Origin of the sequence: Acaryochloris sp. IP29b_bin.148 (assembly GCF_028285565.1) — a bacterium.
Lineage (GTDB): Bacteria > Cyanobacteriota > Cyanobacteriia > Thermosynechococcales > Thermosynechococcaceae > Acaryochloris.
This window is the reverse complement of sequence record NZ_JANQOY010000067.1, coordinates 1-16091: the sequence shown is the minus strand read 5'-3', so window position 1 is coordinate 16091 and position 16091 is coordinate 1. Positions and strand designations below refer to the sequence as shown.

The following is a 16091-nucleotide window of genomic DNA, read 5'->3' as shown; positions in this document are numbered from 1 at the left end:
ACACCCGTCGTTTGAACTTCAACTTGGGCAATATTCATCTCAAACCTCCAGAGAACTCGAACGGGAGGGAAACTTCCCCTCAGCAGATTGAGGGGAAGCAGGGGTAGCTAGAATCGACTGTGAAAAGTACGGCTAACCACGTCCTGCTGCTGTTCGCGAGTCAGCTTGATAAAGTTGACGGCATAGCCAGACACCCGAATGGTCAGTTGCGGATACTTCTCGGGATGTTCCATAGCATCCAGTAGGGTGTCACGGTTGAGCACATTGATGTTGATATGCTGGCCCGTATTGTGGAAGTAGCCATCCAATAAGCCGACGAGATTACGGTCTTGGTCAGTCTCCCCTTTGCCCAAGGCCTGGGGCACGATGGAGAAGGTATAGGAAATGCCGTCTTGAGCATGTTCATAGGGAAGCTGGGCGACGGATTCGCAGGCTGCGATCGCACCCTTGGTATCACGACCATGCATAGGGTTCGCCCCTGGGCCAAAGGGTTCGCCCGCCTTGCGGCCATCGGGGGTGCTACCCGTCTTTTTGCCATAAACAACGTTGGACGTAATCGTCAGGATGGATTGGGTGGGCACTGCATCTCGATAGGTTGAGTGCTGGCGAACATGATTCATAAACCGCCGCACCACCTCCTGGGCAATCGAATCCACCCGTTCGTCATTGTTGCCAAAGGCCGGGTAGTTGCCCATTAACTCATAATCGATGGCCAGTCCGGCGTCATCGCGAATCACCTTGACTTGGGTATGTTTGATCGCAGAGAGAGAGTCCGCCACCACCGATAGCCCGGCAATGCCGCAAGCCATAGTGCGATACACATCACGATCATGGAGGGCCATTTCCAGGCGCTCATAACAATACTTGTCATGCATATAGTGAATGACATTGAGGGTGTTGACGTAGAGCTTGGCTAACCAGCCCATCAGCACGTCAAACTTGGCCATCACCTCGTCATAGTCCAGGATATCTGCGGTAATCGGTGCATAGGCAGGGGCGATTTGCTTCCCAGATTTTTCATCCTTGCCGCCGTTAATGGCATACAACAGCGCTTTCGCCAGATTCACCCGGGCTCCAAAGAACTGCATTTGTTTACCAATGCGCATGGCGGACACACAGCAGGCAATGCCATAGTCATCCCCATACTCCGTTCGCATCAAGTCATCGTTTTCATACTGGATAGAGCTAGTATCGATGGAAACTTGAGCACAGAACCGCTTGAAGTTGTTGGGCAGCTGTTCCGACCACAGCACGGTTAAGTTGGGCTCTGGTGCAGGGCCAAGATTATAGAGGGTATGGAGGAAGCGGAAACTGGTGCGGGTGACCAAGGTCCGTCCGTCCAGACCCATGCCCCCAATCGACTCGGTCACCCATACGGGATCACCGGAAAACAGTTCATTATAGGCCGGGGTGCGTAGAAACCGGACCATCCGCAATTTCATGACAAAGTGGTCAATCAGTTCTTGGGCTTGGGTTTCCGTTAAGGTGCCTTGGTTCAGATCTCGCTGAATATAAATGTCTAAAAAGGTGGAGACTCTACCCAGAGACATGGCCGCCCCATTTTGCTCTTTGATCGCCCCAAGATAGCCAAAATAGGTCCACTGCACGGCTTTTTGGGCGGTGGCAGCAGGCTGACCAATATCAAACCCATATTGCTTGGCCATCTCTTTTAGCTCTTGCAGGGCACGAATCTGCTCCGAAAGTTCTTCCCGTTGCCGAATCACGGTTTCGTTGAGTTCGTCTACTTCCAGAGATTGCAGCTGTTGCTGCTTATCGTTGATCAGAAAATCAACCCCATACAGCGCTACCCGGCGATAATCGCCAATAATCCGTCCCCGACCATAGGCGTCAGGTAACCCGGTGATAATGCCGGAGTGACGAGCCAACCGCATCTCATGGGTATAGGCATCAAATACTCCATCATTATGGGTTTTGCGGTATTGGGTAAAGGTCTTCAGAGTGTCTGGATTGAGTTGATAGCCATAGGCTTCTAAGGATTTCTGCACCACCCGAATCCCCCCGAGGGGCATAATGGCTCGCTTAAGCGGCTGATCTGTTTGTAAGCCGACAATGAGTTCGAGATCGGGAGCAATATAGCCCGGTGCATGGGCCGTAATCCCTGCCGGAACTTGAGTGTCGGCATCTAGAATGCCCTGTTGCCGTTCCACATCCATGGAAAAAGAGACTTTGTCCCAGAGTAACGAGGTGCGCTCGCTCGCTGCTGCTAAAAAAGTCTCATCTCCGACATAAGGGGTGTAGTTATTTTGAATAAAGGCACGGACGTTTACCTCTTTCGTCCACTGTCCGACCTGAAAACCTGTCCACTGTTTAAACATCGTGCAGGTACCTCCAGCTATCACACAAAAGTGATCATAAATAGTGAATTATTGTTGCTCGTGACGCTTCTGTGAATCGCGTATTTATCCTTGCTTTTAATATACAAAATTCGATTCTAAAGATCCGTGATTTGAGCAACAAAAGCCCACTTTAAATTATTTCTTAATTAACAACTTTAGTGTTTTCAAATGATCGATTAAAACAATACTTTTGTTGTTTTTGCAGCCAGCTTATTCTATAGGTAAGAGAATATAATGATTAGGCCAAGCCATATTTCAGATTTTAAAGGAGCCGTTCTATCCCTTGTAGGATAGTTGTCTTAAGAGAGTGTTGATATAACATCTCAGAAGCATCGAGAAGGAACAGCTCGAATAGATCTGATGATGATATGGCTGTAGAACTTCTCTTAAGACCTGATGAGTGATAGGTCTTAACCCTCTGTTAAAAAGATTGATCTATATGTAAATTAGTAACTTAATTGACTTAAGTCAAAAATGCTTCCGTCTAATATTTATATGTTCTTTTAATTTACAGGGGTGATTGTATTTTTGCTGACACTCAATCTAATTAGTAGTGATTATAATTCGGCCTGTCCGTTGCAATCGCCATGAAATAGACTTTAGACTCACGGATGCTCTACAACGCTTTCATCCAGTGCTCGTCGAGGCAGCCATCGCCTCAGCGGCCATCCCTAGTTCTTGAAGTTGATCTAAATCAAAGCTTCAGTCCCGGTCTCACTCAGCCCGTTATTTCTTAAACCCACCCTACCGACCTCTTCATTGCCTGACATAAGCCCATGATGACAACGAACGCCGTTGATCCGGCCCATGATATTCTTCGCTACGACTACACTCCCCTACAGCCTTTTTTTACCCCCCGACGGGTGGCTGTGATTGGCGCGACAGAGAAACCCGATAGTGTCGGTCGGACTCTCCTGTGGAATCTGATTAGTAGTCCCTTTGGCGGCACAGTGTTTCCTGTCAATCCTAAGCGGTCTAGTGTGCTAGGGATTAAGGCTTATGCAGATATTCTCTCGATTCCTGAGCCCGTCGATCTGGCCATTATTGCCATCCCTGCCTCCCGAGTACTGTCTGCAGTCCAGCAATGTATCCAAGCTGGGGTCAAAGGGGCGATTATTATTTCTGCGGGTTTTAAGGAAAGGGGTGAAGCGGGCCTGCACTTAGAACAGGAGATTTTGCACACCGCTCGTCAGGGCAACTTACGAATTATTGGTCCAAATTGCCTGGGCCTTATGTGTCCACCCTATGGTCTGAATGCTACCTTTGCCAGTACAATGGCGCGCCCTGGAAACGTCGGATTCTTGAGTCAGAGTGGCGCATTATGTACCTCGATTCTAGACTGGAGCCTCCGGGAAAATGTCGGATTTAGTGCCTTTGTCTCCATTGGCTCCATGTTGGATATCAGTTGGGGGGACTTAATCTACCATCTGGGTGACGACCCTCATACCCACAGCATTGTCATCTATATGGAATCGATTGGGGATGCCCGGTCCTTCCTGTCGGCAGCACGGGAAGTTGCCCTGAGTAAGCCGATTATTGTGATCAAAGGGGGGCGAACCCAAGAAGCCGCTAAAGCAGCTGCCTCCCATACAGGGGCGCTGATGGGCAGTGACGATGTTTTAGACGCCGCCTTCCGTCGATGTGGAGTGTTGCGGGTGAATACCATTGATGAACTCTTTAATATGGCCGAGGTGTTGGCGAAGCAGCCGCGACCCCAGGGGAATCGCCTGACCATCGTCACCAATGCTGGGGGACCGGGTGTCCTAGCGACAGATTCCTTAATTCGGGGAGGGGGCCATCTCACCCCCCTGGCACCCGAAACCCACCAGGCTTTAGATCGCTGTTTACCCGCTGAATGGAGTCACCATAATCCCATTGATATTTTGGGAGATGCTACCCCCGAACGCTACGCCCAAGCTCTCGAAGCTGCCGCCCAAGACCCAGGCAGTGATGGCCTACTGGTGATTCTGACCCCCCAAGCCATGACCGATCCCAAGCAAACGGCCCAAACCCTGATCCAAACGGCCCAAGGCATTCCCCATAAACCGCTATTGGCGAGCTGGATGGGTGGAGAGGATGTCGCGGCAGGGGAAGCCCTCCTCAATCAAGCGGGGCTGTTTACGCTGCCCTATCCCGATACCGCTGCTCAGTTGTTTAACCTAATGAGTCAATATAGCTATCGGCTGCGGTCTCTTTATGAAACCCCTGTGATTGAAGGTGCTGAGAATCTGGATCGGCAGCGCATGGAGCAGATATTAGGGGATGCTACGGCTTGCGATCGCACCCTCCTGAGCGAATGGGAATCCAAGCAATTCCTCCAGGCTTACAGCATTCCGACGGTGCCCAGCCATTTGGCTCAAACCTCAGAACAAGCGGTCGCGTATGCGGAGGCCCTCGGCTATCCCGTCGTTCTCAAACTCCACTCCCACACCATTACCCATAAAACCGATGTGGGGGGTGTCCATCTCAATCTCCAAAATGCCGCTGCTGTGCAAGGGGCCTTTGCGGCGATTCAAGAGAATATGCAGCCTTACGGTGAGCACGCCTTTTTGGGCGTCACGGTTCAACCGATGCTGGATTGCGATGGCTATGAACTGATTCTCGGCAGTAGTCCCGACCCGCAGTTTGGCCCTGTTATTCTCTTTGGGTTGGGGGGACAGCTAGTAGAAGTCTTTCAAGACCGAGCGTTAGGATTGCCCCCTCTTAATTCCACTTTAGCCCGCCGCCTGATGGAACAAACTAAAATTTATCAGGCGTTGCAGGGGGTCAGGGGCCATCAGTCTGTTGATTTGGCGCAATTGGAACAGATTTTAGTCAAGTTTAGCCACCTGATTGTTGAGTATCCCCAGATCAAGGAAATTGATATTAATCCTCTCCTGGTGTCAGAGCAGCAGATCGTCGCTTTAGATGCCCGGATCATTCTCTATCCCCAAACGGAACAGCAGCCTATTCGCCCCGCGATTCGACCCTACCCCTCTCAATATGTCCATCCGTGGACCATGAGAAATGGCTGGCCCGTTACAATACGACCGATTCGTCCTGAAGATGAGCCTCTGATCGCTCAGTTTCATCAGCATCTATCAGAAGAAAGCGTGTATTTTCGCTACTTTCATCTGATGAAATTACAAACTCGGGTTGCTCATGACCGACTGACTCGCATCTGCTTTGTGGATTATGACTGTGAAATTGCTCTGGTCGCCGAGTATGAAGATCCCCAATCCCTAGAGCATCAGATCTTAGGCGTCGCCCGATTGAGTAAACTGCATAGCACTCAATCGGCGGAGTTTGGCATGCTGGTTCAGGACCAATTTCAAGGCCAAGGATTAGGAACAGAGTTGCTTAAATCACTGCTACAGGTTGGAGAAGTAGAAGGTTTAGAAGCCATCAAAGCTGATATTCTCCCTGACAACAGAGCAATGCAGTCTCTTTGCCAAAAGATAGGATTTCAGCTCAAGCACCAGGGAGATACGATTGAAGCTATCTACAAGCAATTGCCAACTTCAGCAAATCTGTCAGGGTTGAATTGTTAAATAACTCTCTCTAACGCTTCACCTATCAGAAGTACTGGGGCAATAGCAGCCCGAATAAAGCGATTCAACCCGTCTACAAATCATCTTCAGGAATCTCTTCCTTAAAATCAATCACGAGCTGCATGGTTTCCAAAACAAGCCCTCGTAAGTCCTTAGACAGCGGCACTTTGGCCTGTGGTCCAAACCAGCGATCGAAGGTGGTGACATAGGGTTCCTTGCCCTTTAAATACCCTTCCATAAAGCGAACCAGAGTGTAGTTCACTTGGTCTACAAACTTGGAATTGTTTTCCGGTACCATACAGGCGATTCCCTCTTTAGAGTAATACCCAGCCAACACAAAATCAGCAGGGTTATCAATGGTTTGGAGCCAGCCCTCCAGCAAAATTCCATCAGCAGCAAAGGCATCTACCGTGCCTTGCTTTAGCGCGTCATAGCCTGCATCATGATCCTGGACGGGAACAACTTGAACTTGCTGTTGTCGACGCATGGCCATTTCATTGGTCGTACCCGCAACAGCAGCGATGCGCTTACCCACTAAGTTCTCTGGCTCCCAAACGACGGTACCCTTCTTGGCCAGTAGGCGAGTACCCGTTAGACCATAGCTGACCGAAAAGTCAATTTGCCTTTCTCGTTCCCAGGTATAACTGCTGGCATCACAGACAATATCCACTTCACCAGCCATCAGCTTAGGAATACGGGCCTCCGGGGTCAAGGCCACCAGCTTTAGCTCCACAGGTTTCCCCAGTTCCTTAGCCAGTTGTGACTGAATGAGTTTTAACATATCTACGGAATACCCCTGCAGTTCCCCCTGCTCGTTGGCAAAGGCAAAGGGGAGGGCTTCACGATTAGTACCTGCGGTTAACGTGCCAGTGCGTGACACTTTTTCAAGAACGGTTTCGGCACTAGCGATATGAGGTGTACTTCCAACTCCGAGTAATCCTGTTGCTATGGCGATGCAAGTCACCACTCCTCGGTGGAGAGGGAGCAATGCGCGATTGGCACTCAACTGAACTGTCTTCATAAACAGACCTTGACCAAAAAGATTGGCAAAATCTTACTGACCCAGAGACCAAAAAGCAAGGGAATCAATCGTGGAAAAAGCTGAAAAGCCATGAGAGGACGCAGAATCAAGTACTCAAACTTGCGGCCAAAGGCTGGGTTTATGATCAGTTTTGACTGCTTTGTTAAGTGCGAGAACGTAGTTTTTTTTCGAGTTCAACACTGATCAAAAGCAGAGCACCGAGACCCAGACTTAGGCCTAAGTCTGGGATGGCAAGCGGCACAGTTTTAAATAGATGCTGCAGGGCAGGCACGTAAATAACCGCCAGTTGGCAGACGAAAGTGAGCAGTACGGATAGAAGGGCGAAGGGATTGGACAAGAGGCCAATTTCCATTAGGGAGTCCCGTTCAGAGCGCAGTGCTTGGGCGATAAAGATTCGGGAAAAGGCCAATGTACAAAAGACCATCGTTTGCCAGTCTGCTGGATCAAACACCCAGTAGCGGTATGCTACACCCAGTAAAATAAAGCCTAAGAAGAGACCGATCCAAATCACTCTGATCCCTCCACCACGGCTGAAAATACTTTCGTTGGGTTGATAGGGAGACCGACGCATTATGCTGTGCTCTGCCGGTTCTACGCTCAAAGAAAGGGCGAGGATACCGTCAGCAAGCAAATTAATCCACAAAATTTGCAAGGGTAAGAGCGGTAACGGCATCCCTAAAAAGGGTGCCAATAGGATTACCCAAATCTCACCGAGATTGCCAGTGAGAGTGTAATGAATGAATTTGCGGATGTTATCGTAAATGACTCTACCTTCGCGGGTGGCAGACACGATAGTACTGAAGTTGTCATTCAAGAGCACGATGTCAGCAGCATCTTTGGCTACGTCAGTGCCAGTGATACCCATAGCAATACCAATATCAGCCTGTTTGAGGGCAGGGGCATCATTCACTCCATCTCCAGTCATAGCCACAATGTGTCCCATTTTTTGGAGGGCATGAACAATCTCTAACTTATGTTGGGGCGCGACACGGGCATAGATGGACACTTGGTTGACGACTTCGTCCAAGTCAGTCATTTGCTCCAATTCCTGCCCCGTCAAGAGTGAGGGATTAGAGGTGATGCCTAATGCTGTGCCAATGTGTTGAGCAGTTAAGGGATGATCACCGGTAATCATGACCGGGCGTATTCCAGCGACTAGGCAGGTTTGGATCGCACTGTAGACATCCGATCGGATTGGGTCAATCATGCCGACGAGTCCAATGAAAATCAGGTGTTCTTCAATAACAATGTTCTCTGGGTTAGACAGGAGTGGTCGGTAAGCAATGCCCAATAGCCGTAGTCCTTCTTGAGCAAGTTGGTCATGTTGTTGGTGGATATGATCACACTCCCTCTGTGTTAACTGTTCAATACCGTTTGCAGTCCACACTCGATCTGAAATATTGAGGAGCTGATCGATCGCGCCTTTACAAACTGCGATATAGCTATCAGGACGGTGTTCAGTAGGCAGGGTGTTAACGAGCGATCGCAGGGTTGTCAGAGCAGCGGTAGTTTCCCCAATCCGATGAACGGTTGTCATGCATTTCCGTTCTGAATCAAAGGAAATTTCTTGGATCCGAGGCCAAGATTGTTCAATATCGGCTTTCTGGAGACCCGCCTGAGCTGCCGCCACGACTAATGCCCCTTCGGTCGGATCGCCGATCACACAAAAGCCTTGAGGTACGGATGGATCGGGGTTGAGTGTAGCATCGTTACAAAGCATGCCTCCCAGCAGCAAGAATTTTAGCGCTGGATGCTCCAGTTGTTCTATTCCGGAACTGGAAAGCGATTGCCAATCCAGACGCTTTCCCGCCGAGACAAGACAGGCCACCGTCATCTGATTTTCAGTCAAGGTACCTGTTTTATCCGTGCAAATGACGGTAACAGCACCCAACGTTTCCACAGCGGGCAGTTTGCGAATTAAAGCTCGCTGCTTCAACATCCGCTGTGCGCCTAATGAGAGGGCAATAGTGACTACTGCCGGGAGTCCTTCAGGGACTGCCGCTACCCCTAAACTCACAGCCACTAGAAACATAGATTGAATATTTTCGCCCCGCAAGAGTCCCAGGCCAAACACTATCAGAACGATAATGAGAATGGCGATCGCAAAGTGACGTCCCAGTTGATCGAGCCGCTTTTGTAGGTGGGTCGGTTCTGACTTGACTGACTGGATTGCGGCTGCAATTTGTCCCAGCTCTGTAGCCATGCCCGTTGTTGTAATCACGACCTCACCTCGGCCATGGGTCACCATAGTGCCCCTATAGACCATATTGGTCCGATCTCCTAGCGGTAAGTCCGTCTGTTCCAGAGGCCGTGACTGCTTATGAACCGCCTCACATTCACCTGTTAGAGCTGATTCTTGCACTGAAAGATTGGCACTCTCCAAAATGCGACCATCAGCAGGAATTAGATTTCCGGCGTCCAGAAGCACAATATCCCCTGGGACTAGCTCCGGTGAGGGGATTTCAAAAACCTGCTTATTCCGGCGAACCTTGACGATGGGCACGGCAAGTTTTCGGAGGGATGCGATCGCCCTTTCTGCCTGATATTCCTGACGAAAGCCTAATAACGCATTAAAAACGACAATCATTAAAATTGCCACAGCATCTTGCAGATCACCCAAAGCTGCCGAAAACGCTGCAGCAAAGAGTAGGATCAATACCATTGTGGCTGTAAGCTGTTCCCGCAAAATTAGCCATGGGCTTCTGATCGAGGGCTCAAGCAGTTGATTAAGTCCATACTGTCTGAGGCGTTCCTGAACGACTGTAGTAGTCAACCCCTCTTGTTGGGATGTTCCCAACTTATTCAATACTGTTTCGGGGCTAAGCTGAAACCAGGTTTGCATCGCTTAAAGTTTGGGTAAGGACACCTGGTAGCAGTGTACGCTGAGCTGTTGTCATCTGCCTTAACGACCCTAGTGCTCAGAAGGTGCTGGACCGGGGTAGTCTAGTCCTCTAAACGGCTATATTTAGACTTGAAGAAAGGTCCTCTCTGTAATCATCCTAAACCCCACAAATACGGTAAAACCAGTAAAGGCAGCCAAGGCAAATGTCAAAAAATTTTGGCCTTGAGATAAAATTGGTATGCTCACTATTGAGAATAGCTACAGTAGCTTATATTAAAGGGATTTAGCTATAGAATAGTCACTTTTAGGTATGGGCATGGATTCAAATCCCGCTGCTCCGATTAAATTCAAACTCCCCTTGGTAGGAGATTTCGTTGTTTTAAATGCCTTGGTTTTGACTTCGCCTATTCTCAATAAGCGAGGCTTTTGGGTGTATTTTAGAGGTGTTTAGGTCAAAGGGAATACTGCTTTACTCTATTGGTATGATGCGTTTTGACTGGCAACAGGCAAGGTCCCATAGGTATCTAAATGTTTGAGGCAGTATAGAGTAAAACAGGCGGCGAGCATTGGCCAGGCGGTGAAGAACAATAGGTTTACCTCTTCAAACGGCGAAAAATATTGCTTAAAGGCTGAAAAGGTAGATATTGCATGAAAAAACGTCACGGCTCCATAGGTAAATGGTTTTTTCCAGCCGACAATGAATCCCAGAATGATAGCCAACTGTATCGCACCAATGACATAAACGATGGTGTTACCCAACCCACTGATGAAGTAAAATTTTGAAAAGACTGCAGCTGCATGCTCTGGACGAATAAACTTATCTAATGTCCACATAAACATCACTAAAAAGACACTGAGACGTAACATTAGAAGTGTCAGGGGAATTCTGGAATCGGCAGTTCTCATAACAAATACCTGCGAAATTAGGCTTACAGTCATTACCCTTCATTTAGGCTGATCGAGATGAGGATTCGCTGAGAATATAGCGGGATTCACATTATATTGTTTTGCTTCATTGAAGAATGCAGATAAGGCAACTCTGATACCAATCGCTTGGGTCCCCAAATTCGACCCGCCCATTACGCCACTACGCTGAAAGCCCCCATCATCAAGAAAGAGTCATCTCAATCCAGCTCTATGAAAAGCGACTTCATCTCCGGTTAATGCCCCCATCCAGCAGTTTCCACACATCGGCAAGCAGTGGCTGAAACAAATATTTCATCGCAACACCCCCGATCATAGGGCTCCATTAGTGAACCCTTGAAGTGGTCCCCAACGATTGGATAATTCTGAAGAGTAGCTAAGCTCCGCACAAGACTTATAGACAGGGGCGACATGATATTCGCCAAATATCAAAATAAGTTCCAGTCGTATCGCAAGAACAAGTTGAAGCTGAATAAATGAGTATGGTGATCACTATCGATACTAAAATAACCCAGAACAATAAGATACCAATCACTGTGAAAACGGAAGAATAACTCTTGTCATTCTGATCAATGATAGAGAAACTTGATTTTTGATTATTCATGATTAGGATTGTTTATTGTAGATAGCACGTCAACGCTGATGCAATGAATGAAGATGTTAGCGATGGAAACAGACGTTAAGCCAACGGCAGAAGGCTGTTAGCTTTTTGCACAAGAATCCAATTCAGGTAGCGTAAGGTAAAACCATTGGGTGGAGAGATATCAACGACCTTAGCTGAACGCAGATGATCGCCATGTTGCAATTGCGCTAATACATCTTGGCCCGCAACCACATATCCAAAAACGGCATATTGGCCATTTAGCAGATTTAATCCCTCAGGAGTCGAATCAGGCTCAAATAGATGAAAGAAAAATTGGGAGGAACCACCGTTAGGGTCACTAGCGGGATGGCCCATCGCGACCGTCCCATAGGCAGAAAAAGGAAGAACAGGATCAAACACACCTAGCTCTTCTAAAGTGGCTCCATATACCGGTTCAGAATTCCCCTTGACCATGACCTCCAGAGGAATAGAACGATATTGGCTAGTCTCCGGATCCACAAATCCAGCCTGTGCTCCTCCTGGATTCCCGGTTTGCACCACATATGCTTCGTCTTCACGAGTAAACGTTAGATCGTCATAAAACTCTCGCTGGACGAGATCCAGAAAATTCCCAGCAGTAATGGGAGCGTTATAGCCATCCACCATTATGGTGATTGGTCCCTTATTGGTGTCAATCACCACGACGGCTCGTCCGTTCAGCTGGGGCAGAGTTTGATAGTCATTCGGTATGTTGATAGGAATTTGTGGCTCCATGGCAGCGGCCAGTAAATCAACTGAATTCCATGCTTGGGTGCGCTTAGCTACAAATTGTTCTTTATTTTGTTGGTCAGACAGGATCTTTAAATCCGCTAGAGTCGCATTAATTTGATTCATGCGCACCAAAGCCTGAGGCCGAAAGTGTGTAGGAATCGCCGCCAGCAGATCGGAGGCGTCTTTGTTAAAGGTTTGAATGGCTTTTGTTACCTTATTCCCAATTTCGAGCCATTGTTTGGGTTGTAGCCGCGCTGCTGGATCCTCAAGTTGAGGAGGCATCTCTTCTAAGTATTGATGAAGCGTTTGAATGGCCTCGTTATCCACGGGCAAAGCCAGCCTCAAAATACTCATGGGATTGACGGCATCCCCGGTCGGTAGAGCAGCCCAACACACTTTGGCCGTATGATTCAGCCAGCCTACAGAAATAACGTTCCAGATCAAAAGAATGCCGATTACAAGTCTCATCAGTTGCTGACAGATCAAGCGCCAACCTTCCCTAGAAAATACTGGCATGGTGAATTGCCTCCACTATTGGAAACAAGCGGGCAGTCAAAGGTTACCCGTGATCAACCGTTTCAAGACTTACTTGCTTTGGATAAAGCACGGATGGAATTCCCCCATATCCCATCCGTGCATTCGCAGTTATGAGCGACGAACCGGATAATAAGCCCCTGGGTTATAGCGATCTTGACCACCGACTAAGGCTGGATCTGGGTCCGTAATCGTAAAGTTACCTAGGTGCTGTTGCAGCATTTTCTTTTGGGCGTCAGTTAAGCCATCAATATTTAAGACTTCTTCGACACTATTGTAGGGAGCGTTCTGAACCACTTTGCCGGCGATGGTTGGGTAGAGCCCCTTATATTGGCTAAAGGCAATGACATTGGTATTATTTAAGTCAATTTTTTGGCCAAAGTCTGTTTCTAGTTTGGCATCTATAGGGTTTCGGTAGGCCGTAGCTAAATTAATATCTAGTGCACTGGCAGGCTGTAACCAACCCGTCAAACCTAAGCAACTTGCTAAGACTAAAGTTAATACAGCAAAACGGCGGATAAATAGTCGCATTTGAATGAATTCCTTCCTAATAAACAGATGTAAAAGAGCGAGTAAAACTGAACAACTCAAAATCTAGATGTTCGAGATTATGAGCATTTAAACGGTCTTGATACTGAATCAGTCCAATAGAAGATTGGCAAAACAATAGCGAAGCAAGATTTTTATTTACTTCTAGTAGATTCGACCTGAAATATTTTTGAGCAATAAATACTGACAAAATATTCAGATATGAATAGGGAATACTGCATAGAAATGCAGCATCCCCGAGCGCTTACTTAAGGAAAGTAAAATATGTCCAGCACTATCTGATCACTATATAAGGAAATCCTATATAACAATGACAGACAGAAATCTTATTAGTCGTTATGGTTGACCTAGATTACTAGGATTAAATCTCAATAATCATGCCAAAATAGAGATTAAAGATGAATTTCAGCAGCAATCTTAATTGAGAAATATAGCCATTCCCGAGAATAGAAATAAACACTAGCTAGTGAACTCTATTCGTTAGAGGATATGGCCCATTGGCCTAGCTCTAGTCAGGGTTGTACTATGGTTGTTTTCTTTTCAGTGCTGTAAAAAAAGGAATCTATAAACTTTTTAAGAATGGTACCAAAGACATGGCTATTGTTTTTCATAAATTATCAAAAGTAAAAATTATAAATAGTTGAAACTCATATAAAAATTTACATATTAGAAGCAGTAGACTGGCCACCAGATAGTTGTTTGAGATCAATCCTATGCTAGGTAGCTTAATTTATTCTGTTTGGGAATTATTATTGATGCCTCAATACGTCTCATAAATCTGGAGATTATGCCTGTCAGCCAATTTTTTTAGAACGTGAGTAGCGGTGAAGAAAATCTCGATATTTCACCCATTATGACCAAAAGCCAAGAATTTGTTATTCCATCAGATCTCTATTGCATCTAGAACGTTTGTTTGCCACTGATGCCATCATCTGGAAACTAGGGTTGATGTTGTTATGAGCTATGTCCGGATCGACCGATATATGCGATCACACCACAATACGCTCAATAAATCGAGTGCACGTCCAAACTCTCATCGGAACCTAGCAATCAGAAGTTGCCACCCTACTAACAGGGAGCAACAAGGCTCAATCGCCTGTTCAGCAGAGTATATCGCTGCTTATCCTTCACCTGCCGAATTGCCATACTAATTGCATTTTTAGGACCCACTAGAATCGCTAGTTTCTTAGCCCTCGTCAAACCCGTATAGAGCAAATTGCGGCTCAGCATAATGTAATGCTGCATATACATCGGCAAGATCACTACGGGATATTCCGACCCCTGGCTTTTATGAATCGTGACGGCCCAGGCCAACCCAATTTCATTTAAGTCCGCCAGATCATAGGAAACAGACCGCTCTGCATACCGAACCGTCACGTCAACCTCTTCCAGATTGATCGCTTCGATCACCCCCATATCACCATTGAAAACCTCACGGTTGTAATCATTGACCTGCTGAAGTACGCGATCGCCCACCCTAAGAATGAGTCCCCCTCGGGTCACTTCGGCCTTATTCGGACTGGGGGGATTAATCAACGCTTGCAGGACTTGGTTCAGCTTGCGAGTCCCCACCTCTCCTCTGGTCATAGGACAAAGGACCTGCACATCCAGTGCCGCCACATATCCCAATTGCGGAATCAGATCATTGATTAGTTCTTGGATGGCTTGCTGACCCTGCTCCGGCTCAGGTGCCCCCAGCCAAAGGCAATCCGTCTTGGGTGCAGGGCTGACAGACTCTAGATAGGGGAACTTGCCTTGGTTAATCTGATGGGCATTTTGAATAATTTGACTAGCTTGGGCCTGGCGAAAAACCTCCGTTAGTTCCATTACGGGAATCCGTTGGGCGGTAATCAGATTCAGCAGCACATTTCCGGGTCCGACGCTGGGTAGCTGATCTGTATCGCCCACAAGCAGCAGTTGAGTATTGGTATCAATGGCTTTAATCAAAGAATTGGCTAGAAACAAATCCAGCATGGATGCTTCATCAATCACCACCGCATCAGCAGGAATGGGATGGTCTACATCCCGCTGAAACTTCATGGTTTTAGGGTCAAACTCTAGGAGGCGATGGATGGTTTTCGCTTCATGGCCCGTGACATCACTCAGTCGCTGCGCAGCCCGTCCGGTGGGAGAAGCCAATACAATCTCTTTCCCCATGGCTTTCCAGAGGGCGACAATGGTCCGGGTGGTGAAGGTTTTCCCCGTTCCCGGTCCACCCGTGAGGATCATGACTCGCTGGCTAGCGGCCAACTCCACGGCCTGCTGCTGTTGTTCCGAGAGATTAACCCCCGTTTGAGCCATAAACCGATCGAGCCAACGGCGGACTCGGCCCTTGTCAACTTCCAGGGGATGGGCGAGTAATTGGAGTAATCGGCGAGACAAATGAAACTCTGCTCGAAAGAAGGGAGGAGCATAGCATAGTAGGTCCGTTGCATCCTCCCGTTCAAACTGTTCAACAATCAGCTCAGCGTCCGCGACCATAGCATGGATCAAATATTCCACTTGATCGGGTTTGGGTTGATATTCGGGGAGGGCCAACCGCTTTACAGCCCGTTCGATCAGCTCAGGTTGAGGTAGATAGCAATGCCCTTCATCGGCGGACTCGCTGAGGACATGTAAGAGGCCACTGCGATAGCGATACTCTGAGTGGGGAGGAATGCCCAGACTACGGGCAATTTGATCGGCAGTGATAAAACCAATGCCATAGACATCCGTTGCCAGTCGATAGGGGTTCTGGGTAACGATATCGATGGCTTCGTCCCCATACTGCTTAAAGATTTTGACGGCATAGGTAGTGGAGACACCATGGCTCTGGAGAAAGATCATCACCTCTTTGATGATTTTCTGGCTATCCCAAGCGGTCTGAATCAGTTTGACTCGCTTCTTGGCAATACCGGGGACTTCGGCTAGGCGCTCAATCTGGTTCTCGATAATATCCAGGGTTTCTAGGCCAAAATGA

8 protein-coding genes are annotated in these 16091 nt (G+C 47.8%); 1 reads left to right on the top strand and 7 read right to left on the bottom strand.

The window, feature by feature from the left end; genetic code table 11:
- Nucleotides 1-107: 107 nt before the first annotated feature.
- Nucleotides 108-2336, bottom strand: coding sequence for a formate C-acetyltransferase (gene pflB / locus Q0986_RS06385; protein WP_299406231.1), 2229 nt, complete (start codon nucleotides 2334-2336; stop codon nucleotides 108-110).
- Between the two features lie 800 nt (nucleotides 2337-3136).
- Here pflB and Q0986_RS06380 point away from each other — a divergent pair.
- Nucleotides 3137-5887, top strand: coding sequence for a bifunctional acetate--CoA ligase family protein/GNAT family N-acetyltransferase (locus Q0986_RS06380; RefSeq protein ID WP_366918530.1), 2751 nt, complete (start codon nucleotides 3137-3139; stop codon nucleotides 5885-5887).
- 73 nt (nucleotides 5888-5960) lie between these two features.
- Here Q0986_RS06380 and Q0986_RS06375 read toward each other — a convergent pair whose 3' ends face one another.
- From Q0986_RS06375 to Q0986_RS06350, 6 genes are all read right to left on the bottom strand, one after another.
- Complete coding sequence (locus tag Q0986_RS06375; RefSeq protein WP_299406221.1) at nucleotides 5961-6908, bottom strand: amino acid ABC transporter substrate-binding protein; 948 nt, start codon at nucleotides 6906-6908, stop codon at nucleotides 5961-5963.
- Nucleotides 6909-7071: 163 nt separating this feature from the next.
- Nucleotides 7072-9771: a cation-translocating P-type ATPase gene (locus Q0986_RS06370; RefSeq protein ID WP_299406218.1), complete on the bottom strand. Its 2700-nt coding sequence runs from the start codon at nucleotides 9769-9771 to the stop codon at nucleotides 7072-7074.
- Between the two features lie 474 nt (nucleotides 9772-10245).
- Nucleotides 10246-10677, bottom strand: coding sequence for a hypothetical protein (locus tag Q0986_RS06365; RefSeq protein ID WP_299406214.1), 432 nt, complete (start codon nucleotides 10675-10677; stop codon nucleotides 10246-10248).
- Nucleotides 10678-11374: 697 nt separating this feature from the next.
- Nucleotides 11375-12565: a peptidylprolyl isomerase gene (locus tag Q0986_RS06360; protein ID WP_299406211.1), complete on the bottom strand. Its 1191-nt coding sequence runs from the start codon at nucleotides 12563-12565 to the stop codon at nucleotides 11375-11377.
- 129 nt (nucleotides 12566-12694) lie between these two features.
- Nucleotides 12695-13114, bottom strand: coding sequence for a photosystem II complex extrinsic protein PsbU (gene psbU / locus Q0986_RS06355; protein ID WP_299406208.1), 420 nt, complete (start codon nucleotides 13112-13114; stop codon nucleotides 12695-12697).
- A gap of 1086 nt (nucleotides 13115-14200) precedes the next feature.
- A partial coding sequence (locus tag Q0986_RS06350) for an ATP-dependent RecD-like DNA helicase (protein ID WP_299406204.1) occupies nucleotides 14201-16091 on the bottom strand: 1891 nt, incomplete at its 5' end.

Excerpts from the sequence above, each read along its gene's own strand:
- pflB (WP_299406231.1), bottom strand. The coding sequence starts at position 2,336 with ATGTTTAAACAGTGGACAGGTTTTCAGGTCGGACAGTGGACGAAAGAG.
- Q0986_RS06380 (WP_366918530.1), top strand. The coding sequence starts at position 3,137 with ATGACAACGAACGCCGTTGATCCGGCCCATGATATTCTTCGCTACGAC.
- Q0986_RS06375 (WP_299406221.1), bottom strand. The coding sequence starts at position 6,908 with ATGAAGACAGTTCAGTTGAGTGCCAATCGCGCATTGCTCCCTCTCCAC.
- Q0986_RS06370 (WP_299406218.1), bottom strand. The coding sequence starts at position 9,771 with ATGCAAACCTGGTTTCAGCTTAGCCCCGAAACAGTATTGAATAAGTTG.
- Q0986_RS06365 (WP_299406214.1), bottom strand. The coding sequence starts at position 10,677 with ATGAGAACTGCCGATTCCAGAATTCCCCTGACACTTCTAATGTTACGT.
- Q0986_RS06360 (WP_299406211.1), bottom strand. The coding sequence starts at position 12,565 with ATGCCAGTATTTTCTAGGGAAGGTTGGCGCTTGATCTGTCAGCAACTG.
- psbU (WP_299406208.1), bottom strand. The coding sequence starts at position 13,114 with ATGCGACTATTTATCCGCCGTTTTGCTGTATTAACTTTAGTCTTAGCA.